This window comes from Shinella sp. 1A1, from assembly GCF_055379515.1.
Map to the genome: position 1 here is coordinate 1,212,320 of NZ_AP039671.1, position 24,631 is coordinate 1,236,950.

Genomic DNA, 24,631 nt, shown 5'->3' on the forward strand with positions numbered 1-24,631 from the left:
CATCCTTTCTATGGAGCGAGCGGCATCGTTCGGCCGGCCGGTGCCGCCCGTTCGATGCAGGTCTTGGGAATTGGTTGCCTTTAGCCGGTATCGGTCCGGCAGTGTTTCGCCGCCATCCGGAAATCGGCCGCGAGATCGGCCAGCGTCGTGCCGGCGAAGCGCGCCATCAGGATCGCCTCGGCATCCTTCAGCGCGTCGCCGATCACCCGGTTGACGGATTGCTCGATCACGCAGCCCGGCATTTCCGTCGCCGGGCCGATCTGGAAGAGGATCGGCTCGCCGAGCGCATTGTAGATGTCGAGCAGCGAGATTTCGGCGAGCGGCCGGGCGAAATGCCAGCCGCCGCCATGGCCGCGGCCGGACTGCACGATGCCGGCCTCGCGCAGCCCGGCCATGGTGCGCCGGACGACGACGGCATTGGTGTCGAGGCAGAGCGCGAGATCGTCCGAGGTCATCGGCTCCTCGCGCTCGGCCATGTGCATGAGTGCATGGAGCACGGCGGAAAGGCGGCTGTTTCTTTTCATGTAACAATAATAGTTACGAATCTCGCCGCATGTCAACACATGCCGGCGAAAGGGGTATCAGCCGGCACGCAGCATATCGAGGAGACTAGGGCCGAAGATCAGCGCCGCCGGCACGAGCGCCACATGCAGGATGAGGATCGCCATGAGCTGCGTTCGGAACGGCTCCTTGCGCGTCTTGTGCCGCAGCAGCCGCTGGGCGGCGACCGCGCCGAGACTGCCGCCGAGGAAGGCGAACTGCAGCAGCCGCGCTTCGGAAACGCGCCAATGGCCGTCCCGCGCCGCTTTCTTGTCCCACCAGTAGAGGCAAAACGTGATGACGTTGAAGAGAAGGAAGATGACGAAAAGCGTTGTTGTCGTGCCCATGGCATGCTTTTAGCCGATCATCCTTGCGGCTTGGCTAACGAGGGTGGACGGCACCCGCTGAAAACCTTGCGCCGCCTGCCCATATGTTCTACCGAGACAGCACCGAAGACACCACAAAAAGAGCCTGCAATGACCCTCGTCGACGTCCGCACCCCCGATCCGAAACGCTTGATCCCCGGCGCCACCGGCGACTGGGAAGTCATCATCGGCATGGAGGTGCACGCGCAGGTCCTTTCCAATTCCAAGCTCTTCTCCGGCGCATCGACGGAATTCGGCAAGGCGCCGAACGCCAACGTCTCGCTGGTCGATGCCGCCATGCCGGGCATGCTGCCGGTCATCAACGAGGAGTGCGTCAGGCAGGCGGTGCGCACGGGCCTCGGCCTGAAGGCGCAGATCAACCACCGCTCGATCTTCGACCGCAAGAACTACTTCTACCCCGACCTGCCGCAGGGCTACCAGATCTCGCAGTTCAAGGACCCCATCGTCGGTGAGGGCAAGATCGTCATCTCGCTCGGCCCGGACCGCCAGGGCAATTTCGAGGATATCGAGATCGGCATCGAGCGCCTGCATCTGGAGCAGGACGCCGGCAAGTCGATGCACGACCAGCATCCGACCATGTCCTATGTCGACCTCAACCGCTCGGGCGTCGCGCTGATGGAGATCGTCTCCAAGCCGGATATGCGCTCCTCGGACGAGGCCAAGGCCTATATGACGAAGCTGCGCTCCATCGTGCGCTATCTCGGCACCTGCGACGGCAACATGGACGAAGGCTCCATGCGCGCCGACGTCAACGTCTCCGTGCGCCGCCCGGGCGAAGCCTTCGGCACGCGCTGCGAGATCAAGAACGTCAACTCCATCCGCTTCATCGGCCAGGCCATCGAATATGAGGCCCGCCGCCAGATCGGCATTCTGGAGGATGGCGGCAGTATCGACCAGGAAACCCGCCTCTTCGATCCCGGCAAGGGCGAGACGCGCTCCATGCGCTCGAAGGAAGACGCGCACGACTACCGCTATTTCCCCGACCCGGACCTGCTGCCGCTCGAATTCGATAACGAATTCGTCGGCGCGCTGCTTGCCGACCTGCCGGAACTGCCGGATGACAAGAAGATCCGCTTCGTCAAGGATCTCGGCCTTTCGGTCTACGACGCCTCGGTGCTCGTCTCGGAAAAGGCGATCGCCGACTATTACGAGGCCGTGGCCGCCGGCCGCGACGGCAAGATCGCCGCGAACTGGGTCATCAACGACTTGCTGGGCGCCTTGAACAAGGACGGCAAAGCCATTGAAGAGACTCCGGTTTCGCCCGCCCAGCTCGGCGGCATCATCGATCTCATCAAGGACGGCACCATCTCCGGCAAGATCGCCAAGGACCTCTTCGAGATCGTCTGGAACGAGGGCGGCAACCCGGCCGAGATCGTCGAGGCGCGCGGCCTCAAGCAGGTGACCGATACCGGCGCCATCGAGAAGGCCGTCGACGAGATCATCGCCGCGAACCCGGATCAGGTCGAGAAGGTCAAGGCCAAGCCGACGCTCGCCGGCTGGTTCGTCGGCCAGGTCATGAAGGCGACGGGCGGCAAGGCCAATCCGCAGGCCGTGCAGGCGCTGGTCAAGGCCAAGCTCGGCATCGAGGAATAATCCGGTGTTTTTCGTCCGCACGGCCTCCGAGCGCGATCTGGCGAAGGTCAGCGCGCTTCTGGCCGAGACGTGGCATGCGACCTATGACGCGCTCTACGGTGCCGACAAGGTGAGCGAGATCACCGCGCACTGGCATTCCGTGCCGGCGCTCAAGGCCAAGCTGGAACGCAAGGACAGCGAGTTCGTCGTCGCAGACAACGGCAGGGAACTGGCCGGCATGGGCTATGTTGCCATGTCGAAGGACCGGCCGAAGACGGCCTTCCTGCGCCAGCTCTACGTGTTGCCGCGCTATCAGCGCCAGGGCATCGGCCGCGACATGTTCGCCGAGCTCGAAACCTGCTTTCCCGATGCCGAATACATGCGGCTTCATGTCGAGCCGCGCAACGGCGCTGCCATTTCATTCTATGAGCGGCTGGGCTTCGAAAAGATCGGCGAAGCGACGGAAGGCGGCGCGCTGGGACTTCCCGCGCTCGTTCTGGAAAAACGGCTCGACTTCTAGGGCGGTTTCGGCAAGGCGGCCGCCGGCTTTCGTCGGATCGTCCGGGCGTCAGATACACGAAGGCCCGCCGTCCTTTCGGGTGGCGGGCCGCTTCTGCAAAGTAGCGATATTTCGAGATATCAGCGGGTCAGAACAGCGCGGGGCTGATTGTTGTCCGAGTTGAGCAGGACGCTGACGGACGTGCCGGAAGCGAGGTTTGCCGGAACCGGAACGCTGTTCGGCAGGGTGACGGTCTTGCCGTCCTGGAAGGAGATGACGCCGGTGCGGGCATTGTAGTCCTGCACGATGCCGCTGACGGATGCGGCCGAGGCCGAGCCTGCTGCGAGGAGGGCGAGGGCTGCGACGGAGAGAGCGATCGTTTTCATTTTCAGTTTCCTTTTTGCTGTGTTGTGCTTGGGAGGGCTCAGCGGGTCAGAACGGCGCGGGGCTGGTTGTTGTCCGAGTTGAGCAGGACGCTGACGGACGTGCCGGAAGCGAGGTTTGCAGGGACCGGAACGCTGTTCGGCAGGGTCACGGTCTTGCCGTCCTGGAAGGAGATGACGCCGGTGCGGGCATTGTAGTCCTGCACGATGCCGCTGACGGATGCGGCCGAAGCCGAGCCTGCTGCGAGGAGGGCGAGGGCTGCGACGGAGAGAGCGATCGTTTTCATTTTCAGTTTCCTTTTTGCTGTGTTGTGCTTGGGAGGGCTCAGCGGGTCAGAACGGCGCGGGGCTGGTTGTTGTCCGAGTTGAGCAGGACGCTGACGGACGTGCCGGAAGCGAGGTTTGCCGGAACCGGAACGCTGTTCGGCAGGGTGACGGTCTTGCCGTCCTGGAAGGAGATGACGCCGGTGCGGGCATTGTAGTCCTGCACGATGCCGCTGACGGATGCGGCCGATGCCGAGCCTGCTGCGAGAAGAGCGAGGGCGGCGACGGAAAGAGCGATCTTTTTCATGTTAATCACCTTGTTTGCTTCGTTGAGCTTGCCGAAGCGACATGATGTCCGCTTCGATGATTAACATGTAGGGCCCTCATTAAATGGTTACTAGTACAAAAATTATGACCGCTGTGTTCATAAAAAAAGAACGGCATTTCAATTGTTTATCACGAAAACGCGATTGCCCTTGAAAAGCGCTGCAGGCATTCCGACATCTCTCGGCTGCCTGTAAACGACCCGAAGGACGGGCGTCGGCTGCGACGGCGGGCGCGTCGAAAAGGCAGGTGGGAAGCCGTCGGAATCGCTGGACATTTCGGCTATGGCGCGCCATAAGCTGAGGAAATATCAGTCGCGGGCCGCGCTTCCGGCATGGCCCTGCCAAGGACGCCAGCCCATGAACCTTCTCAAGCAGATTTTCACCTGGTGGAACGGTCAGACGATCGGCACCCGTTTCCATACCTGGCGCTTCGGCACCCGGGTCGGCCAGGACGAATTCGGCAACGTCTACTATCAGGGCGGCAAGGATTCCGAAGGCCGCACGCGCCGCTGGGTGATCTATAACGGCTATGCCGACGCCTCCGCCATCCCGGCCGGCTGGCACGGCTGGATGCACCACCGCACCGACGTTTCCCCGGCTGACGAGGAATACAAGGCGCGCGAGTGGCAGAAGTCGCACCGTCCGAATCCGACCGGCACCTCGCAGGCCTATCGTCCGCCGGGCTCGCTTGCCGCTGCCGGCGAGCGTCCGCGCGTGACGGGCGACTACGACGCCTGGACGCCGGGCAACTGATACCGATTTGGCCACATTTCGCCGGTAGCTCGAAGCGACCGGCGGCGGCCGGTTCGGATCGCAGGAGACGGCATCGATGACAGCAGGGTTTTCACGGGCAGGCGCCGCAGGGCGGTTCCTTTCGGTCGCGCTTGCAGCGGCGACCGCAGGTCTCGCCATGGCGCCCGTCGCGGCCAGCGCCGCGCGTATCGAAAACCCCGTCGCCACATTTTCCGGCATCGACAAGATCACCGGCCGCATCACCAGCTTCGACGTCTATATCGGCGAGACCGTGCAGTTCGGCGCGCTCCAGGTGACGCCGAAGGTCTGCTACAGCCGCGACGATACGGAAGCGCAGAAGATCACCTCCTTCGTCGAGGTCGACGAGATCACCCTCGACCGCAAGATTCGCCGCATCTTCACCGGCTGGATGTTCGCTGACAGCCCAGGCCTCAACGCGGTGGAGCACCCCGTCTATGACGTCTGGCTCACCGAGTGCAAGACGAAGTCGGACGTCCCGCCGCCGGATGGCAAGTAGGCCGGGGCCGCTTCGGCCGCATCGCCCCTCATCCGGCCTGCCGGCCACCTTCTCCTTGGCTGCGGGGCGAAGGGATATGCCGCACTGTTTCCAGTTCAACGGACGCTTTCTTGTAGAGCAATGACGGCAATGGAAGTGGGAAACCGGACCCGCAAATTTCCTTCGCCCCGCAGCCAAGGAGAAGGTGGCCGGCAGGCCGGATGAGGGGCGGTCAGAACGGCAGGTGCGGCGAGGCCAGCGCGTTCGCCAGCATGTCCTCATACTCGATCTTCGGCACGTCGATCGCGCCGAACGTCTTGAGGTGCTCCGTGGTGAACTGCGTGTCGAGCAGGCGGAAGCCGTTCGCCTTCAGCCGCTCCACCAGCGCCACGAGGCAAACCTTCGAGGCATCCGTGCGGCGTGAGAACATGCTCTCCCCGAAGAAGGCCGCACCCAGCGAGACGCCATAGAGGCCGCCGACGAGCTGGTCGCCCTCCCATGCCTCCACGCAATGCGCATGGCCCATGCGGTGCAGGGTGCCGTAGAGCGACTTGATCTTGGCGTTGATCCAGGTGGAGGGCCGGTCGGGCGCGGCCTCGGCGCAGGCGGCGACGACAGCGTCGAAGGCGGTATCGAAACGGATGTCGAAGGGGGTCTTGCGGATCGTCTTGGCGAGGCTGCGCGAGACGTGGAATCCGTCGAGGGGGATGACGCCCCGCATATCCGGCTCGACCCAGAAGAGCTCCGGGTCGTCTGCCGAATCGGCCATCGGGAAAAGCCCGATGGAATAGGCGCGCAGCAGCAGTTCCGGGGTGATCTCCGGGTGCTTTCTGCGACGCCCTGCCATCAGAGCCGACGCCCCTCAGGCGTCGGTCTTGCTGGCCAGGTAGTTTTCCAGCCAGTGGATGTCATAGTCGCCGTTGGCGATGTCCTGATTGCCGATCAGGTCCTGGAAGAGCGGCAGCGTCGTCTTGATGCCGTCGATGACGAACTCGTCCAGAACGCGGCGCAGGCGCATCATGCATTCGACGCGGGTGCGGCCATGCACGATCAGCTTGCCGATCAGGCTGTCGTAGTAGGGCGGGATCTTGTAGCCCTGATAGGCGCCCGAATCGACGCGAACACCCAGACCGCCCGGCGCATGGAAATGCGTGATCGTGCCTGGCGAGGGAACGAAGGTACGCGGGTCTTCGGCATTGATACGGCACTCGATGGCATGGCCTGAGAAGACGATGTCTTCCTGGCTGACCGAAAGACCGGCGCCGGAAGCGACGCGGATCTGCTCGTGCACGAGGTCGATGCCGGTGATCGCCTCGGTGATCGGATGCTCCACCTGAAGACGCGTGTTCATCTCGATGAAATAGAACTCGCCGTTCTCGTAGAGGAACTCGACCGTGCCGGCGCCGCGGTATTTCAGCTTCTTCATGGCGTCGGCGCAGATCTGGCCGATCTTCATGCGCTGCTCGACATTGAGGGCAGGGGAATTGGCTTCTTCCCAGACCTTCTGGTGGCGGCGCTGCAGCGAGCAGTCGCGCTCGCCGAGGTGAACCGCGTTGCCCATGCCGTCGCCGACGACCTGGATTTCGATGTGGCGCGGCTTGCCGAGGTACTTTTCCATGTAGACGGCGTCGTTGCCGAAGGCGGCAAGCGCCTCGGAACGAGCGGTCGAGACCGCTTCCTCAAGATCGGCCTCGGTCTTGGCGACCTTCATGCCGCGTCCGCCGCCGCCGGCGGTAGCCTTGATGAGCACAGGGAAGCCGATCTGGCGGGCGACTTCCAGCGCGTTCTCCGGCTTCACCTCGCCGTCGGAGCCGGGAACGACGGGAATGCCGAGTTCCTGCGCCGTCTGCTTGGCGGTGATCTTGTCGCCCATGATGCGGATATGCTCCGCCGTCGGGCCGATGAAGGTGATGCCGTGCGCGTCGAGGATTTCCGCGAACTTGGCGTTTTCCGACAGGAAGCCGTAGCCCGGATGCACGGCGTCTGCGCCGGTGATCTCGCAGGCTGCGACGATCTGGTGGATGTTCAGGTAGCTTTCGCGCGACGGGGGCGGGCCGATGCACACGCTCTCGTCGGCAAGGCGCACATGCATGGCGTCGGCATCGGCCGTCGAATGCACCGCGACCGTGGCGATGCCCAGCTCCTTGCACGCCCGGAGGACGCGAAGGGCGATTTCGCCGCGGTTGGCAATGAGGACTTTGGAGATCATGGGATCCGCCTTATTCGATGACGATCAGCGGTTCGCCATATTCGACCGGGCTTGCATCCGAGACGAGGATTTCGGTGACCTTGCCCGAGCGCGGCGCGGGGATCTGGTTCATCGTCTTCATGGCTTCGATGATGAGGATGGTCTGGCCTTCCTTGACGCTCGCGCCGACCTCGATGAAGGGGCGGGCGCCCGGGGCGGGCGAAAGGTAGGCGGTGCCCACCATCGGCGCGGTCACGGCGTTCTTGTTGCTGCGGGCATCGGCGGGCGCGGCTGCTGCGGCGACCGGTGCGGGCGCTGCGCTGGCGGCAACGGGGGCGGCGATCGGCGCCTGGACATATTGCGGCGTGCCGGCGCGCGAGACGCGGATGCGCAGGTCGTCCTGCTCCACTTCGATCTCCGTCAGGTCCGTCTCGTTGAGGATGTTGGCGAGATCGCGGATCAGAGCCTGATCGATGCCGTGTTTCTTTTCAGCCATGGAAGTGAGCCTCTGGTTCTTCTTATTTCGTGATGGATGACAGCGCATGGAGCGCGAGGACATAGCTATGCGCACCGAAACCGCAGATGACGCCCTTCACGGCGGGCGCAATCATCGATTTGTGGCGGAATTCCTCGCGGGCATGCACGTTGGAAAGGTGCAGTTCGACGACCGGGACCTTCACGGCGCGGATGGCGTCGTGCAGCGCGATCGAGGTGTGGGTATAGGCACCGGCGTTGATGGCGACGCCGGCAGCGACATCGCCGGCCTCATGGATCCAGTCGACCAGATCGCCTTCATGGTTGGACTGGCGGAAATCGACGGCAAAGCCCAGCGTCTCGCCCTCGGCCTTGCAGAGAGCCTCGATATCGGCGAGCGTCTGGCCGCCATAGATACCGGGCTCGCGTTTGCCGAGTGCGTTCAGGTTGGGGCCGTTGAGCACGAAAAGGGGTAAAGCCATTCGCAATTCCGCATGCTGGATAGAGATTTACCTATAGACCGGCGGTTTGCGTGAGGAAAGCCCCAAGGGAAGGGGCTTTGCCGGTCGAAAGGGCGTGTCCACAAGCCAAAGGCTCAACACGGCCAGCATGGCGAGAAAATGGCGCTTACGAGCAGTTCGCCTTGCCGCAGGCGCGGACATTGGCGATCTTTTCCTTCAGGTCATCCACGCCGACCGCGCCGAACACCATTTCCTGGCCGAGCACGTAGGAGGGCGTGCCCGTGATGCCGAGGTCGTTGGCCAGCGAATAGGCCTGGCGCACCGCGTCGTCATGCGGCTTTTCGGTCATGGTCTTGCGGATATCGGCTTCCGGAACGCCCATGCTGGCAGCAAGCGCAATGGCGCTCTCCTCCGTCGCGCGGCCTTCGCCGCCGAGCAAGGCACGGTGGAATTCGCCGTACTTTTCCGGCGCGAGATCGCGGAAGGCGGCGCTCACCTTGTGGGCGGCAAGCGAATCGGGGCCGAGGATCGGCAGTTCCTTGAGGACGAAGCGGATGTTCTTGTCCTCCTTCAGCAGCTCGTCCATGTCGGAGAGGGCGCGCTTGCAGTAGCCGCAATTGTAGTCGAAGAACTCGACGATGGTGACGTCGCCCTTCGGATTGCCGAGCGCGATGTCGTAGGGCGAGGAGAAAATCGCCTTCTCGTTGTCGGTGATGGCGGACTGGGCCTTGGCCTGCTGCTGCGCTTCCTGCTTCTTCTGCAGGGCCTCTTGCACATCGAGCAGGATTTCGGGGTTCTCGACGAGATATTCCTTGATGAACTCGCCCATCTCCTTCTTCTGCGCGTCGTCGAGGGCGAGAGCGGGAAGGGGGGCTGCGACCGCGATGGTGAGAGCGACGGTGGCCGCGAGCTTCGTCTGGAATGTCATGTCTGTCCTGTCCTCGTCCTTGATGCGCCGGAGAAGTGCCATTGGCGGCACCCGCGCGTCAATGCGCTGCGCAGCGCTTTCAACGACCTTATGGCGGGCGGCATGCAAACGATAGGGCAAAAGCGGCGGATTTTCGGCCCTCGCGGGATTGTGAAGGCCGGCATCTTGCGGCAGGAAGGCCGCATCCCACCAACCGGAAGCAAAACCCATGAAACTCTCCCGCCGCGGTGCAGTCGAACCCTTTCACGCCATGGACGTGCTCGCCGAGGCGACGAAGCGCCGCGCGGCCGGCCGGCCGGTGATCTCGATGGCCGTCGGCCAGCCCGTCCACCCCGCGCCGCAGGCCGCCCGCGAGACTGCGCGCCGTGCGCTGGAGATCGGCCGCATCGGTTATACGGACGCGCTGGGCCTTCTTTCGCTGCGGCAGGCCATTGCGGATTTCTACCGGACCCGCCACGGCGTTACGGTCGATCCCGGCCGCATCGCCATCACCACGGGCTCCTCCGCCGGCTTCAACCTCGCCTTCCTCGCGCTGTTCGATGCCGGCGACCGCGTCGCCATCGCGCGGCCCGGCTATCCGGCCTATCGCAACATCCTCGCCGCGCTCGGCATCGAGACGGTGGAGATTGAGGTGAGCGCCGAGAACGGTTTCACGCTGACGCCCGAGGCGCTGGAAGCGGCGGGTCGCATCGACGGCGTGCTGCTGGCCAGCCCGGCCAATCCGACAGGCACGGTGACCGGCCGCGCCAATCTCGCGGCTTTGTCCGCCTATTGCCGGGACAACGGCATCGCCTTCATCTCGGACGAGATCTATCACGGCCTCACCTTCGTCGGCGAAGAGGCGACGGCGCTGGAATTCGGCGAGGAGGCGGTGATCATCAACTCCTTCTCGAAATACTATTGCATGACCGGCTGGCGGATCGGCTGGATGGTGCTGCCGGAAAAGCTGGTACGCCCGGTCGAGCGCATCGCGCAGAGCCTCTACATCTCCGCGCCGGAACTGTCGCAGATCGCGGCGGAAGCCGCGCTCGGCGCGGAGGCGGAACTGAACGTCTATCGCGACGCCTATCGCGTGAACCGCGATTTCCTCGTCGAGCGCCTGCCGCAGCTCGGCTTCTCCATCGCCTCGCCGATGGACGGCGCCTTCTATGCCTATGTCGATGTCAGCCGCTTCACCAATGACAGCATGGCCTTCGCCCGCCGCATGCTGGCCGAGACGGATGTGGCCGCGACGCCCGGCATCGACTTCGATCCGCGCGACGGCCACCACACCATGCGCTTTTCCTATGCCGGCTCCTTCGAGGAGATGAGCGAGGCGGTCGACCGCCTCGCGCGCTGGCTCGCGTGAGGCTGAAAGCGATTCCGCTTCAACGGCTTGCGCCCGCAAGCGGATTCGATCTTTCAGGCACCTGAATCATTTTCTCAGACGCGGTTGATCGACACGCCGCCGTCGACAAGCATCGCCGTGCCGGTCGTGAAGCTGGAGGCCGGCGAGCAGAGGAACAGCGCCGCTTCCGCGATTTCTTCCGGCGCGGCAATGCGCTTGAAGGCGTTGAGGCCGGCGACGAATTGCAGCGCCTCGGGCGTATTGGCCACTTCGCGGCCCATGGGCGTATCCGTCGCGCCGGGCAGCAGCGCATTCACGCGGATACCCTTGCGGCCATATTCCGAGGCGAGCACCTGCACGAGGCCGATGAGGCCGGACTTCGAGGCGGCATAGGCAGCCAGCCCCGGAAAGCCCGCCGTATAGCCGACGAAGGTGGAGGTGAAGACGAGGCTGCCGCCGCCGCGCGCCTCCAGGGCGGGAAGCTGGTACTTCGCGGCCAGGAAGCCGCTCGTCAGGTTGACGTCGAGCACCTTCTGCCATTCCGTCATGGAAAGCGCGGGCAGGGCGCCGACGGGCCCCGTCGTGCCGGCATTGTTGAAGGCGATGTCGAGCCCGCCGAATTCCGTCCGCGCGGCATCGACCAGCGCTTCGTGATGCGCTTCCTCGCTCACATCGCCGGCAATGGCTGCGACCGAACCGCCGGCCGCGCGGATTTCGTCGGCGACCGCTTCCAGCCGTTCGCGTCCGCGCGCCGAAAGCACGACCTTCGCACCCTGCCGGGCGAAAAGCAGCGCGGCGGCCCGGCCGATGCCGGAGCTTGCGCCGGTGATGATGGCGACCTTGTCGTCGAGGCGTGTCATGGGGAACTCCTGTTGGTTCTGGCGACAGCGATGTCGCAGAAGGAGGAGGGCGCAGCCACCCGATTCCCGCGCAAGAAAAAGGCCCGGTTTTCACCGGGCCTCTTCAATTCCGTAATGCAGGCAGCCACTTAGAAGAAGCCGCGGCGTTGCCACCAGCCGCCCTTCTTGGGCTTTTCGGACTCGTCTTCCTGCGCGCCTTCCTTGGCGGTGGAAGACTTCACCACCGGTTCGGAGGCGATGTTGCTGATGTCGCGGTTCGCGCGGACCGGCTTCGCCGGCTCGGCAAGATCGGCGGCGGCCGTCTCGACTTCCGGTTCGACCGGCGTGGCTTCGGCTGCCGGCTCGGCCGGAACCGGCGCGGGCTGCGCCTCGACCTCGCTACGGGCGGCTTCGTCGGCCGGCGTTTCGGCTGCGGCCTTGGCGCGGCTGCGGCGCGCGCGCTTCGGCTTGGCGGGCGCCTCTTCGGCAACCGGCTCGGCCGGCGCTTCCTCGGCGGCGACGTCTACCTCGGCCTCGACAGCGACGGCATCTTCCGACGCGTCCTCGTCGCTTTCGCCATCACCTTCGGCGTCGTCGCCATCGGCTGCTGCTTCCACACCGTCTTCGGGGCGGTTGCGGCGGCCACCGCGCTTGCCGCGGCGGCGGCGCTTGCGGCGCGTCTCGGACGAATCGTCGGCATCGGCCTGTGCGGTTTCCTGGCCGTCGTCGCCTTCCGCCTCGTCATCGTCGAGGACGTCCTCGTCGCCGGCCTGTTCGCCGCCGAAGGAGGCCGTATCGGTGCCTTCGCCATTCTCGCGGCCACGGCCGCGACGGCGGCGGCGGCGCTTGCGCTTGTTGCGGCCGTTCTCGTCGGAGGAGGCGGACGGCGAAGCCTGGCCCGCGGCGGCGGGACGTGCGTCTTCTTCCTCTTCGTCGATCTCGTCCTCGATCACGACGTCGTCTTCTTCCGGCTCCGGCTCGAAATGCAGGAGCTGTTCGATCTTGACCGGGTTCTCGACGGGCTCGCCGCGGTCGATCGCGAAGTGCTGCGCGCCGACATGGGCATCCGCCTCGATGATGATGGCGACGCCGAAGCGGGCCTCATAGTCGATGATCGTGCCGCGCTTGTGGTTGAGCAGGTAGAGCGCGATGTCCGGCGTGGTGCGGACGGTGATGTCGTGCGTCGTGTTCTTGAGGAGATATTCCTCGATGCCGCGCAGGACATGCAGCGCGACCGAGGACTGCGAGCGGATATGGCCCGTGCCGTTGCAGTGCGGGCAGGTCTGCATGGTCGATTCGAGAACCGAGGCGCGGATGCGCTGGCGCGACATTTCGAGCAGGCCGAAATGCGAGATGCGGCCGACCTGGATGCGCGCCCGGTCGTTCTTGAGATGGTCCTTCAGACGCTTCTCGACGGCCCGGTTGTTGCGCTTCTCCTCCATGTCGATGAAGTCGATGACGACGAGGCCGGCAAGGTCGCGCAGGCGAAGCTGGCGCGCCACTTCCTCGGCGGCTTCGAGGTTCGTCTGGAGCGCGGTCTCTTCGATGGAGTGCTCGCGCGTCGAGCGGCCGGAGTTGACGTCGATCGAGACGAGCGCCTCGGTCTGGTTGATGATGATGTAGCCACCGGACTTCAGCGTCACCTGCGGCTGCAGCATGCGGTCGAGCTGGGCTTCGATGCCCGAGCGCGAGAAGATCGGATGCACGTCGCGGTAGGGCTGGACGACCTTCGCGTGGCTCGGCATCAGCATCTTCATGAAGGCTTTCGCTTCGCGGTAGCCTTCCTCGCCGGCAACGACGATCTCGCTGATGTCCTTGTTGTAGAGGTCGCGGATCGAGCGCTTGATGAGCGAGCCTTCCTCATAGACAAGGCAGGGGGCGGTGGAGGCGAGCGTCAGCGTGCGGACGTTCTCCCACAGGCGCATCAGGTATTCGAAGTCGCGCTTGACTTCGACGCGGGTGCGGTTCGCGCCGGCGGTGCGGAGAATCACGCCCATGCCCTGCGGAACCTCGAGGTCGCGGGCGATCTCCTTCAGGCGCTTGCGGTCCTGCAGGTTGGTGATCTTGCGGGAAATGCCGCCGCCGCGCGCCGTGTTCGGCATCAGGACGGAGTAGCGGCCGGCGAGCGACAGGTACGTGGTGAGAGCCGCGCCCTTGTTGCCGCGCTCTTCCTTGGCGACCTGCACGAGCAGGATCTGGCGACGCTTGATGACTTCCTGGATGCGGTACTGCTTGCGCGGCTTGCGCTGCACACGGTCCGGCACCTCTTCCATGGCGTCTTCGGCGCCAACGGATTCGATGACTTCCTTTTCCTCGCCGTTGTGATCGTCGTCATCGTCGTCATCGCGGCGGCGACGGCCGCGCTTGCGCTCGGCCGGCTCGGAGATCTCGTCGGTATCGACGGCCATGGCCATCGCGCCGCCGGGCGTCTCGTCGTCGCTGCCCTCGCTGGGAGCGGCGGCTTCCTCGGCGGCCGGTGCTTCTTCTTCGGTCTTCGTCTTGGCCTTGCGGGTGCGGCGGGGCTTCTTCGGCTTTTCGGCCGGCGCTTCCTCGGCGGCAAGATCGGCGGAGGCTTCGGCGACTTCCGGCTCGGCCGGGGCTTCGGCTACGGTCTCTTCGACGGCCTCAACCTCGGCCGGTGCTTCGCTCTCCTCGGAGGCGCGCGTGCCCGTCTCGATCGGCTCGATATCGTCGTCGCGGCGATGTTCCTCGGCCTCGGCCTTCAGGAGAGCCTGACGGTCGGCGAGGGGGATCTGGTAGTAATCCGGGTGGATTTCGGCGAAGGCCAGGAAGCCGTGGCGGTTGCCGCCGTAATCGACGAAGGCCGCCTGGAGCGACGGTTCGACGCGCGTGACCTTGGCAAGGTAGATATTGCCGCGGATCTGCTTCTTGTGTTCGGATTCGAAGTCGAATTCTTCTATGCGGTTCCCGCGTACGACGACAACCCGCGTCTCCTCAGCGTGAGACGCGTCGATAAGCATTTTCTCTGCCATGTAATTTGAACTCCTCGGCGCAGCCGCAATCCTGGCGGCGAGCCGATCCCTGAAAGGGATGGGCCGGGGGAGGAGAGGGATGCGCCGGATAAGTAAGTTCCCGTCGGGCCCCGGTGAGGGGTAAGCGGACGGAGGGAGGCCGGAACGCATGCGCCCCGATGCCGGTTACCCTCTGATAAAATCCGCCGTGACAACATCAACGTCCAACGAGAATGCCAGTGCCATAGACCTGTTCGGTCCGATGAAATGCCCTTTGGTAAGGGCGTGCGGTGGAAATCCACCTTGACTGTTCCGGCCACCGCCGGTTTACGCGATCTAATCGGCCGGGAAAAAGCAGCGCGACGGCGGATGAAGGCCCGGTTCGGCGCCAAGATCCCGAAGGAGTGGCTGCCTGCTCTAAGCGATTCTATCCCGTCAATTCTTTTTCCCTGATTTTGCTTTTATGGCGGATATGTCACAATGGCAAGGGAAAAGCCAAAAGCGTCATAATCTTGATCGATTTGCCGTGATCTGTGCGTGAACCCGCCGACGGGTGTGCGCGGCAAGCTTCGGTTAACCATATGGGGGCATCTATAGGCCTTGTCCAGCGCCGCATCGCGCGGTTTTCACGCGTTTGAACGGACTGCAGGTGGTGATGCCGAACCTTCCGACAATGAGTTTCTTCCGCCGTGCGGCGGGCGCGCTTGCCGCTGCCCTCTGCCTTGCGATCCTGTCGCCGGCACTTGCCGCACCGGCCTCCGCCGCGCCGCTGCTGGCTTTCGGCGCCCGCATCGCCGGCGATGACGCCCGCACGCGCCTCATCATCGATTTCGACCGCAAGCCGGACTTCAAGGTCCACTATGTCGCCAATCCCTACCGTGTCCTGATCGACCTGCCGGAGACCGATTTCGGCATCAAGGCGGACGAGCTGGAGGCGCGCGGCATCTTCTCCGACATCCGTTACGGCACCATGGCAGAGGGCCGCTCCCGTATCGTGCTGACCGCCTCGCGCCCCGTCGGCGTGGTGCTGGCGGAAGTGCAGGAAGAGCAGGGGGCCGCGAGCTACCGGCTCGTCATCGACACGGCGATCGTCACCGGGGAGGTCTTCCAGGGCCAGATGGAAAAGCAGAGCTGGCAGCCGGCTTCCGCCCCCGCCGGCGAGCAGCCTTCGGTCATTCTGCCGGGCGGCAAGGCGGATGGCCCCTTCGTCATCGCGGTCGATGCCGGCCACGGCGGCATCGACAACGGCGCGCGCGGGGCCAATACAAAGACGGAAGAGAAGAACGTCACGCTGGCCTTCGCCCATCAGCTTGCCGAGGCGCTGAACAAGCTGCCCGGCACACGCGCCATCCTGACGCGCGACAAGGACGAGTTCCTGTCGCTCTCCCAGCGCGTGCAGCTTGCCCGCAGCGAGGGCGCGAATCTCCTCATCTCCATCCATGCCGATACGCTGAAGCAGAAGGATATCCGCGGCGCGACAGTCTACACGATCTCCGACAAGGCCTCCGACAGCCTCGCCGCAAGCCTTGCCGAGCGCGAGAACCTCTCCGACCAGATCGCCGGCATCGCCTTCGTGGACGAGCCGGCCGAGGTGGCCGACATCCTGCTGGACCTCACCCGCCGCGAGACGCAGGCCTTCTCCATCAATCTCGCCGAGAGCGTCGTCGGCAAGTTCAAGGACGAGGTGCTGCTGATCAACAATCCGCACCGCCATGCCGGCTTCCGCGTGCTGACCGCGCCTGACGTGCCTTCGATCCTGCTGGAGCTCGGCTTCCTGTCGAACAAGGAGGACGAGCAATTGCTGGTCGATCCGGCCTGGCAGAAGAAGGTGGCGGGTCTTATCGCCAACGCGGTGGAGGAATACCGGGCGACCGTCGTCGCGAACGGCGGTTAAGCCTGGCCGGCGGATAGCCGAGACGCGGGCGGGCAGGCATGCTACTTTCGCCCGCATGGGCCTGTGCCGGAAAAGTGACAGCGGCCGCCATTGTGCGGTGGCGAAGGCCCGACGCATGCTGTAAGCCCTATTTTCCTCACATTCCGATCGCTAGACGGGATCGGGAAAAATGGGGACGACTCGTCTTCGACAGGCAAGGCGCGGCACAAGAGGCCGGGGCGGCTCGGCCGGGCGGCAGGATCGCCCGATGACATTATAAGACATAAGGCATCGGTAACTGGCTCATGATCAGACTGATTGGATATTTCTTCGGGATTGGCGCCGTGTTCTTTCTCGGCGTGGCGGGGGCGGTCGCCCTCTATCTCGCAAGTGTGGCCAAGGATCTTCCCGATTATGAGGTCTTGAACAATTACGCCCCGCCGGTGACGACCCGCGTTCATGCCGGCAACGGCGCGCTGATGGCCGAATATGCCCGCGAGCGCCGCCTCTACCTGCCGATCCAGGCGATCCCCGACCGCGTGAAGGCTGCCTTCCTCTCGGCGGAAGACAAGAACTTCTACCAGCATCCCGGCGTCGACGTGACCGGCCTCTTCCGCGCGATCGTGGTCAACGTGCAGAACATGGGCTCCGGCCGCCGCCCGGTCGGCGCCTCCACCATCACGCAGCAGGTCGCCAAGAACTTCCTCCTGTCCTCCGACCAGACCATGGACCGCAAGGTCAAGGAGGCGATCCTCTCCTTCCGCATCGAGCAGGCTTATTCCAAGGATCGCATTCTCGAACTCTACCTCAACGAGATCTTCTTCGGCCTGAATTCCTACGGCATCGCCGGCGCGGCGCTCACCTATTTCGACAAGTCCGTCACCGAGCTGACCATCGCCGAGAGCGCCTATCTCGCCTCCCTGCCGAAGGGCCCGTCGAACTACCATCCCTTCCGCCATCCGGACGCCGCGCTGGAGCGCCGCAACTGGGTGATCGACCGCATGGTCGAGAACGGCTACGTCACGCAGAGCGACGGCGCGGAAGCCAAGGCCCAGCCGCTCGGCGTCACGCCGCGCCACCGCGGCACCTATCTCTTCGCCTCCGACTATTTCTCGGAGGAAGTCCGCCGCCAGATCATCGATCGCTACGGCGACAACGCCCTTTATGAAGGCGGCCTTTCGGTCCGCACCTCGCTCGACCCGCGCATCCAGGTCGCGGCCCGCAAGGCGCTGCAGCACGGCCTGCTGAGCTATGACGAGCGCCGCGGCTTCCATGGTCCCGTCAAGACCATCGAGGTCGGCGGCGACTGGGGGCCGGCGCTCGCCAAGGTCGACGCCTTCTCCGACGTGCCGGAATGGAAGCTCGCGGTGGTCCTCGCCGTCGATGACGGCGGCGCCGATATCGGCCTGCAGCCGAGCAAGGAGGCGTCCGGCAAGGTCGTCGCCGAGCGCGTGACCGGCCGCATAGAGGCCAAGAACATGAGCTGGGCCTATCGCTCCGCCAAGGGCGACCGCAAGACGGCGAAGTCCCCGACAGGGGTCCTCGAAGTCGGCGACGTCGTCTATGTCGAGCCGACCGAGACTGGCAATTCCTACCGCCTGCGCCAGCCGCCGAAGGTTCAGGGTGGCCTCGTCGCCATGGATCCGCACACCGGCCGCGTGCTCGCCATGGTCGGCGGCTTCTCCTACGGCCAGTCGGAATTCAACCGCGCGACGCAGGCGATGCGCCAGCCGGGCTCGTCCTTCAAGCCCTTCGTCTACGCCGCCGCGCTCGACAACGGCTATACGCCGGCCTCGGTGATCCTCGACGCGCCCTTCGAGATGGTCTCGGGTGGCCAGGTCTGGCGCCCGCAGAACTACGGCGGCGGCTCGGCCGGCCCCTCGACGCTGCGCCTCGGCATCGAGCGCTCGCGCAACCTGATGACCGTTCGCCTCGCCAATGACATGGGCATGAACCTCGTCGCCGAATATGCCGAGCGCTTCGGCATCTACGACAAGATGCTCCCCGTTCTCGCCATGTCGCTCGGCTCGGGCGAGACGACCGTGATGCGCATGGTCTCGGCCTATGCCGTGCTCGCCAATGGCGGCAAGCAGATCAAGCCTTCGCTGATCGACCGCATCCAGGACCGCTACGGCAAGACGATCTTCCGCCACGAGGAGCGCACCTGCGAGAACTGCAACGCCAGCGATTGGGAAAACCAGGCCGAGCCGGAACTGGTCGATAATCGCGAGCAGGTGCTCGACCCGATGACCGCCTACCAGATCACATCCATGATGGAAGGCGTCGTCACGCGCGGCACCGCAGCCGGCAAGATCAAGCTCGACCGCCCGACGGCCGGCAAGACGGGCACGACCAACGACGAGAAGGACGCCTGGTTCGTCGGCTATACGCCGGACCTCGTGGCCGGCCTCTATATCGGCTTCGACAGCCCGGCTCCGCTCGGCCGCGGCGGCACCGGCGGCTCGCTCTCCGCGCCGATCTTCAACGAATTCATGCAGGCTGCCGTCCAGGGCACTCGCCCGACGAAGTTCATCGTGCCGGAAGGCATGAAGTTCATCGCCGTCAACCGCAAGACCGGCATGCAGGCCTATGAGGGCGACCCGGACACGATCATGGAAGCCTTCAAGCCCGGCACCGGCCCGGCCGATGTCTTCTCCGTCATCGGCGGCGACGAATATGCGACGCCCGACGAGATTCTGAAGAGCTCGCCGCAGGCCAACCAGGCGGTGACGGGCGGCAGCGGCGGCCTGTTCTGATCCAGCCGATCCAGTTGCGAGGGCGGGCGCGGGGCTTTACATCCGCGCCCGCCCTCTCTATTTCGGGGCCACCGAAACCTGAAGCATCGAAGAAACGGACATGCGCGCGGAAATCGAGAATATCGTCGACGAAATCAAGCAGGCCATAAGCCTGCTGAGGAGGCATCTTTGACTGGGATCAGGCGGTAAGACGACTGGACTGGTTGAACAACAAGGCAGAGGATCCCAGCCTCTGGAACGATGCCCAGGAAGCCCAGAAGCTGATGCGCGAGCGCCAGCAGCTTGACGAGGGCATCAACGCCGTGAAGGCCATCGAGCAGCAGCTCCGGGACAATGTCGAGCTGATCGAGCTCGGCGAGGAAGAGGGCGACGCTTCGATCGTCAAGGACGCCGAGGACGCGCTGAAGGTGCTGAAGACCGAGGCCGCGCGCAAGCAGGTCGAGGCCATGCTTTCGGGCGAGGCGGACGGCAACGACACCTATCTCGAAGTGCATTCGGGCGCCGGCGGCACGGAAAGCCAGGACTGGGCGAACATGCTCCTGCGCATGTACACCCGCTGGGCGGAACGCTCCGGCTACAAGGTCGAGCTGCTGGAAATCCACGACGGCGAAGAGGCCGGCATCAAGTCCGCGACCATGCTCGTCAAGGGCCACAATGCCTATGGCTGGCTCAAGACCGAATCGGGCGTGCACCGCCTGGTGCGCATCTCGCCCTACGATAGCAATGCGCGGCGCCACACCTCGTTCTCGTCGATCTGGGTCTACCCGGTCGTCGACGACACGATCAACATCGAGGTGAACGAGAGCGACTGCCGCATCGATACCTACCGTTCGTCGGGCGCCGGCGGCCAGCACGTCAACACGACCGACTCGGCCGTGCGCATCACGCATATCCCGACCGGCATCGTGGTGGCCTGCCAGCAGGAACGCTCGCAGCACAAGAACCGCGCCAAGGCGTGGGACATGCTGCGCGCCCGTCTCTACGAGGCGGAGCTGAAGAAGCGCGAGGACGCCGCCAATGCCGAATCCGCCTCCAAGACGGATATCGGCTGGGGCCACCAGATCCGCTCCTACGTCCTGCAGCCCTACCAGCTCGTCAAGGACCTCAGGACCGGCGTCGAAAGTTCGGCTCCGTCGGATGTGCTCGACGGCAAGATCGACGAGTTCATGGAAGCCGCGCTCGCCCACCGCGTCAATGGCGGTGCGGACGCGGTCGTCGACGACCTGAACTGATATCTGCCGGACATGACATGGAAAACGGGCGCTTCGGCGCCCGTTTTCAGTTCGTCGCGCGCTCGACCTTGATCTCGCCGAGATCGTCGATCAGCACGGTCCAGCTTTCGGGCTCGGCGGCCTTGGGATCGGTCTTCAGGTAGACGGTGGCGAAGAGGCCGGGCTCGGCGGTGATGCCGGAGGAGTTTTCCGGGCGGATGTCGGTCACATAGGGCTTCAGCGCCGAGAATTCCTCGAGGACCGTGGAGGAGGCGATCTTCGGGCCGTCACCGGTCGCCTCGATCTGCTGGAGATGGACCTGCGCCGTGCCGTCCGGCTGGCGCACGGCGGCGAGCTTGTAATAGCCGCGGCGCATCGCACCCTCCGCGGCATCCTCGGCGGGCTCTTCCCAGAAGCCGGTGCTCACGACGAAGGTGACGGTTTCCGGTACGGGCGTCTCGTCCGCGGCGAAGGCGGCGGAGCCGGTGAGGAGGAGGAAGGCGAAGGCGCTGGCGAGCCGGTGCCGTCTCATGGCGAACTCCTGTCCTGATGCTGTCGCACCGTCAGTAATCGAATTGTTCGGCGAGAATCCGGTCGGACCAGGAATGATCCGGATCGGAGAGGATGCGCGCGGAAAGGCCGATCGATTCGGCGATGCGCACCGTCGTCACGGATTTGACCTCGGTATTGTCGGCGACCGCGTTGACCGGGCGCTTTTCCGCCTCCAGTACCTCGATATCCACCGTCACCTTGTTGGGCAGCAGCGCGCCGCGCCAGCGGCGGGGCCGGAAGGCGCTGACGGGCGTCATGGCGAGGAGCGGCGCTTCCAGCGGCAGGATCGGGCCGTGGGCGGAAAGGTTGTAGGCCGTCGAGCCCGCCGGCGTCGCCAGAAGGAGGCCGTCGCAGATCAGCTCCTCCAGCCGCATGCGCCCGTCGATGCTGACGCGCAGCTTGGCGGCCTGGTAGGACTGGCGGAAGAGATACACCTCGTTGATGGCGAGCGCCCGGCGCTCCTGGCCGCTCGCATCGCCGGTCGTCATCTCCAGCGGGCGGAAGGCGTTCTCCACCGCACCGTCGATGCGCCCCGCAAGGTCCTTCGTGTCGAAGCGGTTCATCAGGAAACCGACCGAGCCGCGGTTCATGCCGTAGACGGGCTTGCCGGAATTCATCGTCGTGTGCAGCGTCTGCAGCATGAAGCCGTCGCCGCCGAGCGCCACGATCACGTCGGCCTCTTCCGGGTCCGTATTGCCGTAGATGGCGATCAGCTCGTCGCGCGCTTCCTGTGCTTCGGGGGCCTGCGAGGCCACGAAGGAGAAGGAGGTGAAATTACGCGTCATGCCCTGATCCGCATCCTCGCTGCAAAGCCTCGTCCGGGCGTCGCCCGCTTTCCAAGCCACAGTTCCCTGTGCCCGCGCGATTCTCCCGCAGACGCGCCTCGCACGCCTGCCGGAATTGCCCGGGCCGGCCTTTGTCGCATGCCTTTACGGTATGCGCATCTGAAAAATATGACAGGGATACCGGGGAAGGGTGCCGCCGGCAGGCCGCACTCAGGATTTTCCGCCTGCCTGCGCCTCGAGACGCTTTAGCATGGTCTGTCCAGCAGCAGCGGCCTGGAGCGGATTGGCGAAGGGACCGTTCACCGGATAGGTGACGCCGCGAAAGGTCAACGCGAAGAAATAACGCCCCTTGGCGTCCTTCTCCACTGTGACCTTGGAAACCGGTTCCTTGTCTGCCGCCACGTCCGTTCCTCCGTATGATCGCTCTGCATCATGCCGTCAGCGGCAGCGATTGCAGGGCAGGCGCCCCAAGGCGCCGAGTTCAAGCTACAGACGCCTATAGGACAGGTGAGGGCGCACGGCAATGCGCCGCTGCCGGCGGAGCTGCCTGCCGGACGCGCGATCTCCGGCAGGGGGCGCCCGTTCGCGGCATGTCCCGGAAATCCTAGCCACCCCGGCCGTGTCGCGGGCTGTCGCAACGGCGTGTCATGATCATCGTCGCAATGGCCAGCCGCTCCTCGACGGCATCGCGCTCGGCGATCATCGTGCGCAGCGCTTCCAGCGCGTTTCCGTTGTGAAGCGCGAGGATTTCGGCCGCCTCCTCGCGCCCGGCGGGTGATTGCTGCACGGTCATTGCAGCCGCAGCTCCAACTGCTTCTTGCTCTTCAGCACGTAGAGCGGCTTGGCGACGGCCGCGGCCTTGCGCTGGAGTTCGAGACGGTTCTGCATCTGCCGCTCCCGCAGTGACCGACAGGCTTCCAGGATGGCATTTCCACGTTCGAGCGTATCGTTCCGCATCGTCGTATCCTCCGAATGTTCTTGTTATGTTCTATTTTTCGACAAAGGTCAAGAGACGAGGACGGCAGGGCAATCGGAAGAGAAGGGAGCCTCAAAGCGTGGTGCGAACGAAATGGGCGGCGTCCTGCACGGCCTGCTGTGTGTAGGCGCCACGATTTTGCGTGAAGTCCCAGACGAGGACGCAGGCGAAGACGAAGATGGCGATGACGTATCTCATGGGCACCCCGGGAACGAGAGGAATGCGCTGACGAAACGGTCTGTCCGGACTATGTGGCCGGCCCGTGGCGCATGGTGGGGCCTCCCACGCGCGAAGTCCATTTAATTTTAGATCTTACTAATTGATTGGATGGAAAATGCTTAACGGAAGGAAAACAATCGACCGTGGAACCATCGAGCGGAAATTGATGCAGCCCGGAGGTCGCTACCGTTTCCAGCCCGGAATGCCTGCCGATCCCTTCTTGGCCAGCAGCGAGCCGGAAACTGTGCTGATAGCGCTAGAAGGTGAGCTCCGCAAAGGGTTGAAATCCGCCCGGCTTTGGCTACGCTCGGGAGGGTTGTCAGCGGAGTTGTTCACGCATTGCCGTTCCTTGTTGGAATAGACCGGGATACCCTTCCAGTCTGATTGTCTCAACGGTTGGTTCGGCTGTCCTTTTTGCCGGCTTTGCAGGGGCATATTTTTGGCGTGTGAAGCACGCGGAGCATGTCGTTGCGACGATAGAGGACGTTTGGGAAGAAGCGAGGTCTCGCGGTTCCACCGTGAGCGTCGCGGAACTTTCATTCACGCGACGGACACCCAAGGGAACGAGCGTGGTATGTCGGGTCGTCGTTGGTATTGGCGCAACGAGTTATGGTTACAAGATCGGAGACAAGCTCGATGTTGTTCCCCGGACCGGTACCTGTTCACGGCCCTTCGTTATCGGGCGTGCGGAATAGGGAATCGCGGACATATATTTGAATGCCGCACCGCGAACTGCGGAATTACCTCTAAAATATTGATTTAGAGAAACAAGTGGTGCCCCCACCAGGACTCGAACCCGGGACCCCCTGATTACAAATCAGGTGCTCTACCAACTGAGCTATAAGGGCGCTCTGCGAGGGAGTTAGCATATTCTCCGCCGCTGTAAAGGGCAAAGGGCCGTTTCAGATCGACCAGTCGCCGCCGGAGGCGGCCTGGGGCACGATTTCCTGGCAGCGCTGCATGGAGCGCGGCAGGTTTTCGGCGAGGTGGTCGATGAGGGCGCGCACGGCGGGCAGCATGCCGTGGCGCGAGGTGAAGACGGCGTGGACGGCCGATTCCGCGCTCGTCCAGTCCGGCAGCACCGGCGTCAGCAGGCCCGTGCGAAAACCGCGCTCGACGATCATGTCCGGCAACAGCCCGAGGCCGATCCCCTCGATCGTCGCCCGTTCCAGCACGCTGAAATCCGAGCAGGTCAGCACCGGCGAGTGGGAGACGTCGTGCACCTCGCCGTTTGTGTGGAACAGCGTCCAGATGGCGCGCGGATTGTTCTCCTGCATGGAAAGGGTCGGCACGCGGCCGATCGTGTCGAGGTCGATGGGACCGTGGCGCTCCAGGAAGCGCGGGCTTGCGGCGAGATAACGGCGCGTGCCGCCGAAGCGCCGCACGATCAGCGACTGGTCGGTGTCGTAGCTGTCGCGCACGCGCAGCGCCACGTCGATCCGCTCCTCGATGAGATCGACCGGCCGCCCCGTCGTCAGGATCGAAAGGCGCACCAGCGGATAGCGCTTCATGAAGCCCGGCAGGATATCGGCGACGACGGGCGCAAAGCCGGGCGGCATCGACAGGCGCACCGTGCCCGCAGGCTCGGCCTTCGCGACGGCGACCACGGCCTCGGCCGCCTCGACGCCGGACAGCACCGCCTCGCAGCGCTCGTAGAAGGACTGGCCTATATCGGTGATGGAGAGTTTTCGCGTGGAACGCTCGATGAGCCGCACGCCAAGCTGCTCCTCCAGCGCGGCGATGCGCTTGCTGATCTTCGATTTCGGCACCGACAGGGCATTGGCCGCCGCCGTGAAGCCCTTGTGTCGCACCACGGCGGCGTAAAGCGCGAGATCGTTCAGGTCCTGCATG

At 64.5% G+C, this 24,631-nt stretch carries 27 protein-coding genes and 1 tRNA gene; 8 read left to right on the forward strand and 20 right to left on the reverse strand.

Features of this window, described 5'->3' with window-relative positions; genetic code table 11:
* Positions 1-80: 80 nt before the first annotated feature.
* The gene (locus ACZ48C_RS06065) at positions 81-524 is read right to left on the reverse strand and encodes an RrF2 family transcriptional regulator (protein WP_464782505.1); all 444 of its coding nucleotides are present in this window, start codon (positions 522-524) and stop codon (positions 81-83) included.
* Between the two features lie 57 nt (positions 525-581).
* Positions 582-887 carry a DUF1294 domain-containing protein gene (locus ACZ48C_RS06070; protein WP_464782506.1) on the reverse strand — a complete coding sequence of 102 codons (306 nt, stop codon included), beginning with the start codon at positions 885-887 and terminating at the stop codon, positions 582-584.
* A gap of 129 nt (positions 888-1,016) precedes the next feature.
* On the opposite strand from ACZ48C_RS06070, the gene gatB reads away from it, so the two are divergent.
* A complete protein-coding gene (gene gatB, locus ACZ48C_RS06075) occupies positions 1,017-2,519 on the forward strand; it encodes an Asp-tRNA(Asn)/Glu-tRNA(Gln) amidotransferase subunit GatB (RefSeq protein WP_464782507.1) in 1,503 nt (500 codons plus the stop codon).
* 4 nt (positions 2,520-2,523) lie between these two features.
* Positions 2,524-3,018: a GNAT family N-acetyltransferase gene (locus ACZ48C_RS06080; RefSeq protein WP_318911408.1), complete on the forward strand. Its 495-nt coding sequence runs from the start codon at positions 2,524-2,526 to the stop codon at positions 3,016-3,018.
* A gap of 119 nt (positions 3,019-3,137) precedes the next feature.
* On the opposite strand, the gene ACZ48C_RS06085 is transcribed toward ACZ48C_RS06080, so the two are convergent.
* The 3 genes from ACZ48C_RS06085 to ACZ48C_RS06095 are packed head-to-tail and all read right to left on the reverse strand — an operon-like array spanning position 3,138 to position 3,951.
* Entirely contained in the window at positions 3,138-3,383 is a 246-nt protein-coding gene (locus ACZ48C_RS06085) for a hypothetical protein (protein ID WP_119258652.1), read from the reverse strand.
* A 38-nt stretch (positions 3,384-3,421) separates the two neighbouring features.
* Positions 3,422-3,667, reverse strand: coding sequence for a hypothetical protein (locus ACZ48C_RS06090; protein WP_119258652.1), 246 nt, complete (start codon positions 3,665-3,667; stop codon positions 3,422-3,424).
* Between the two features lie 38 nt (positions 3,668-3,705).
* Positions 3,706-3,951: a hypothetical protein gene (locus ACZ48C_RS06095; protein ID WP_119258650.1), complete on the reverse strand. Its 246-nt coding sequence runs from the start codon at positions 3,949-3,951 to the stop codon at positions 3,706-3,708.
* Between the two features lie 376 nt (positions 3,952-4,327).
* On the opposite strand from ACZ48C_RS06095, the gene ACZ48C_RS06100 reads away from it, so the two are divergent.
* Both ACZ48C_RS06100 and ACZ48C_RS06105 read left to right on the forward strand, forming a co-directional pair.
* Complete coding sequence (locus ACZ48C_RS06100; RefSeq protein ID WP_318911409.1) at positions 4,328-4,723, forward strand: NADH:ubiquinone oxidoreductase subunit NDUFA12; 396 nt, start codon at positions 4,328-4,330, stop codon at positions 4,721-4,723.
* Between the two features lie 76 nt (positions 4,724-4,799).
* Entirely contained in the window at positions 4,800-5,240 is a 441-nt protein-coding gene (locus tag ACZ48C_RS06105) for a DUF2155 domain-containing protein (RefSeq protein ID WP_413251119.1), read from the forward strand.
* Positions 5,241-5,451: 211 nt separating this feature from the next.
* Here the strand turns inward: ACZ48C_RS06105 and aat are convergent, their stop codons facing one another.
* The 5 genes from aat to ACZ48C_RS06130 all read right to left on the reverse strand — a co-directional run bounded on the left by aat (position 5,452) and on the right by ACZ48C_RS06130 (position 9,270).
* Positions 5,452-6,066, reverse strand: coding sequence for a leucyl/phenylalanyl-tRNA--protein transferase (aat, locus tag ACZ48C_RS06110; protein WP_318911410.1), 615 nt, complete (start codon positions 6,064-6,066; stop codon positions 5,452-5,454).
* A gap of 15 nt (positions 6,067-6,081) precedes the next feature.
* Positions 6,082-7,428, reverse strand: a complete 1,347-nt coding sequence (gene accC, locus ACZ48C_RS06115) for an acetyl-CoA carboxylase biotin carboxylase subunit (protein WP_318911411.1) — start codon at positions 7,426-7,428, stop codon at positions 6,082-6,084.
* A 10-nt stretch (positions 7,429-7,438) separates the two neighbouring features.
* A complete protein-coding gene (gene accB / locus ACZ48C_RS06120; RefSeq protein ID WP_119258646.1) occupies positions 7,439-7,903 on the reverse strand; it encodes an acetyl-CoA carboxylase biotin carboxyl carrier protein in 465 nt (154 codons plus the stop codon).
* Between the two features lie 22 nt (positions 7,904-7,925).
* The gene (gene aroQ, locus ACZ48C_RS06125; RefSeq protein WP_119258645.1) at positions 7,926-8,363 is read right to left on the reverse strand and encodes a type II 3-dehydroquinate dehydratase; all 438 of its coding nucleotides are present in this window, start codon (positions 8,361-8,363) and stop codon (positions 7,926-7,928) included.
* Positions 8,364-8,508: 145 nt separating this feature from the next.
* Positions 8,509-9,270: a DsbA family protein gene (locus ACZ48C_RS06130; protein WP_424546606.1), complete on the reverse strand. Its 762-nt coding sequence runs from the start codon at positions 9,268-9,270 to the stop codon at positions 8,509-8,511.
* A gap of 208 nt (positions 9,271-9,478) precedes the next feature.
* Between ACZ48C_RS06130 and ACZ48C_RS06135 the strand changes: the two genes are divergently transcribed.
* Entirely contained in the window at positions 9,479-10,618 is a 1,140-nt protein-coding gene (locus ACZ48C_RS06135) for a pyridoxal phosphate-dependent aminotransferase (RefSeq protein ID WP_464782508.1), read from the forward strand.
* Positions 10,619-10,692: 74 nt separating this feature from the next.
* Here the strand turns inward: ACZ48C_RS06135 and ACZ48C_RS06140 are convergent, their stop codons facing one another.
* Positions 10,693-11,457 carry an SDR family oxidoreductase gene (locus ACZ48C_RS06140; RefSeq protein WP_464782509.1) on the reverse strand — a complete coding sequence of 255 codons (765 nt, stop codon included), beginning with the start codon at positions 11,455-11,457 and terminating at the stop codon, positions 10,693-10,695.
* A 128-nt stretch (positions 11,458-11,585) separates the two neighbouring features.
* Positions 11,586-14,429: an Rne/Rng family ribonuclease gene (locus tag ACZ48C_RS06145; protein ID WP_464782510.1), complete on the reverse strand. Its 2,844-nt coding sequence runs from the start codon at positions 14,427-14,429 to the stop codon at positions 11,586-11,588.
* A gap of 652 nt (positions 14,430-15,081) precedes the next feature.
* On the opposite strand from ACZ48C_RS06145, the gene ACZ48C_RS06150 reads away from it, so the two are divergent.
* The 3 genes from ACZ48C_RS06150 (at position 15,082) to prfB (ending at position 20,269) form a co-directional block, all read left to right on the forward strand.
* A complete protein-coding gene (locus tag ACZ48C_RS06150) occupies positions 15,082-16,302 on the forward strand; it encodes an N-acetylmuramoyl-L-alanine amidase (RefSeq protein ID WP_464782511.1) in 1,221 nt (406 codons plus the stop codon).
* Between the two features lie 284 nt (positions 16,303-16,586).
* Positions 16,587-19,037 (forward strand): penicillin-binding protein 1A, encoded by a 2,451-nt coding sequence (locus tag ACZ48C_RS06155; protein WP_318911415.1) that lies wholly within the window; start codon positions 16,587-16,589, stop codon positions 19,035-19,037.
* A gap of 100 nt (positions 19,038-19,137) precedes the next feature.
* A protein-coding gene (gene prfB, locus ACZ48C_RS06160) for a peptide chain release factor 2 (protein WP_119258640.1) occupies positions 19,138-20,269 on the forward strand; the annotation gives its coding sequence in 2 pieces (ribosomal slippage) (positions 19,138-19,206 and positions 19,208-20,269; 1,131 coding nt in all).
* Between the two features lie 46 nt (positions 20,270-20,315).
* Here the strand turns inward: prfB and ACZ48C_RS06165 are convergent.
* From ACZ48C_RS06165 to ACZ48C_RS06200, 8 genes are all read right to left on the reverse strand, one after another.
* On the reverse strand, positions 20,316-20,780 hold the full coding sequence (locus ACZ48C_RS06165) for a hypothetical protein (RefSeq protein WP_464782512.1): 465 nt from the start codon (positions 20,778-20,780) through the stop codon (positions 20,316-20,318).
* Between the two features lie 31 nt (positions 20,781-20,811).
* Positions 20,812-21,585, reverse strand: a complete 774-nt coding sequence (locus ACZ48C_RS06170; protein WP_464782513.1) for an NAD kinase — start codon at positions 21,583-21,585, stop codon at positions 20,812-20,814.
* Between the two features lie 210 nt (positions 21,586-21,795).
* Complete coding sequence (locus tag ACZ48C_RS06175) at positions 21,796-21,987, reverse strand: hypothetical protein (protein WP_318911417.1); 192 nt, start codon at positions 21,985-21,987, stop codon at positions 21,796-21,798.
* Positions 21,988-22,189: 202 nt separating this feature from the next.
* Positions 22,190-22,378, reverse strand: a complete 189-nt coding sequence (locus ACZ48C_RS06180; RefSeq protein ID WP_424546499.1) for a hypothetical protein — start codon at positions 22,376-22,378, stop codon at positions 22,190-22,192.
* Positions 22,375-22,542, reverse strand: coding sequence for a hypothetical protein (locus ACZ48C_RS06185; RefSeq protein ID WP_162911516.1), 168 nt, complete (start codon positions 22,540-22,542; stop codon positions 22,375-22,377). The genes ACZ48C_RS06180 and ACZ48C_RS06185 overlap by 4 nt, the downstream gene beginning before the upstream one ends.
* 91 nt (positions 22,543-22,633) lie before the next feature.
* Positions 22,634-22,759, reverse strand: a complete 126-nt coding sequence (locus ACZ48C_RS06190; RefSeq protein ID WP_464782514.1) for a hypothetical protein — start codon at positions 22,757-22,759, stop codon at positions 22,634-22,636.
* A gap of 793 nt (positions 22,760-23,552) precedes the next feature.
* Positions 23,553-23,628: transfer RNA gene (locus tag ACZ48C_RS06195), tRNA-Thr, on the reverse strand.
* Positions 23,629-23,682: 54 nt separating this feature from the next.
* Complete coding sequence (locus ACZ48C_RS06200; RefSeq protein ID WP_119258635.1) at positions 23,683-24,630, reverse strand: LysR family transcriptional regulator; 948 nt, start codon at positions 24,628-24,630, stop codon at positions 23,683-23,685.
* Position 24,631 lies beyond the last annotated feature (1 nt).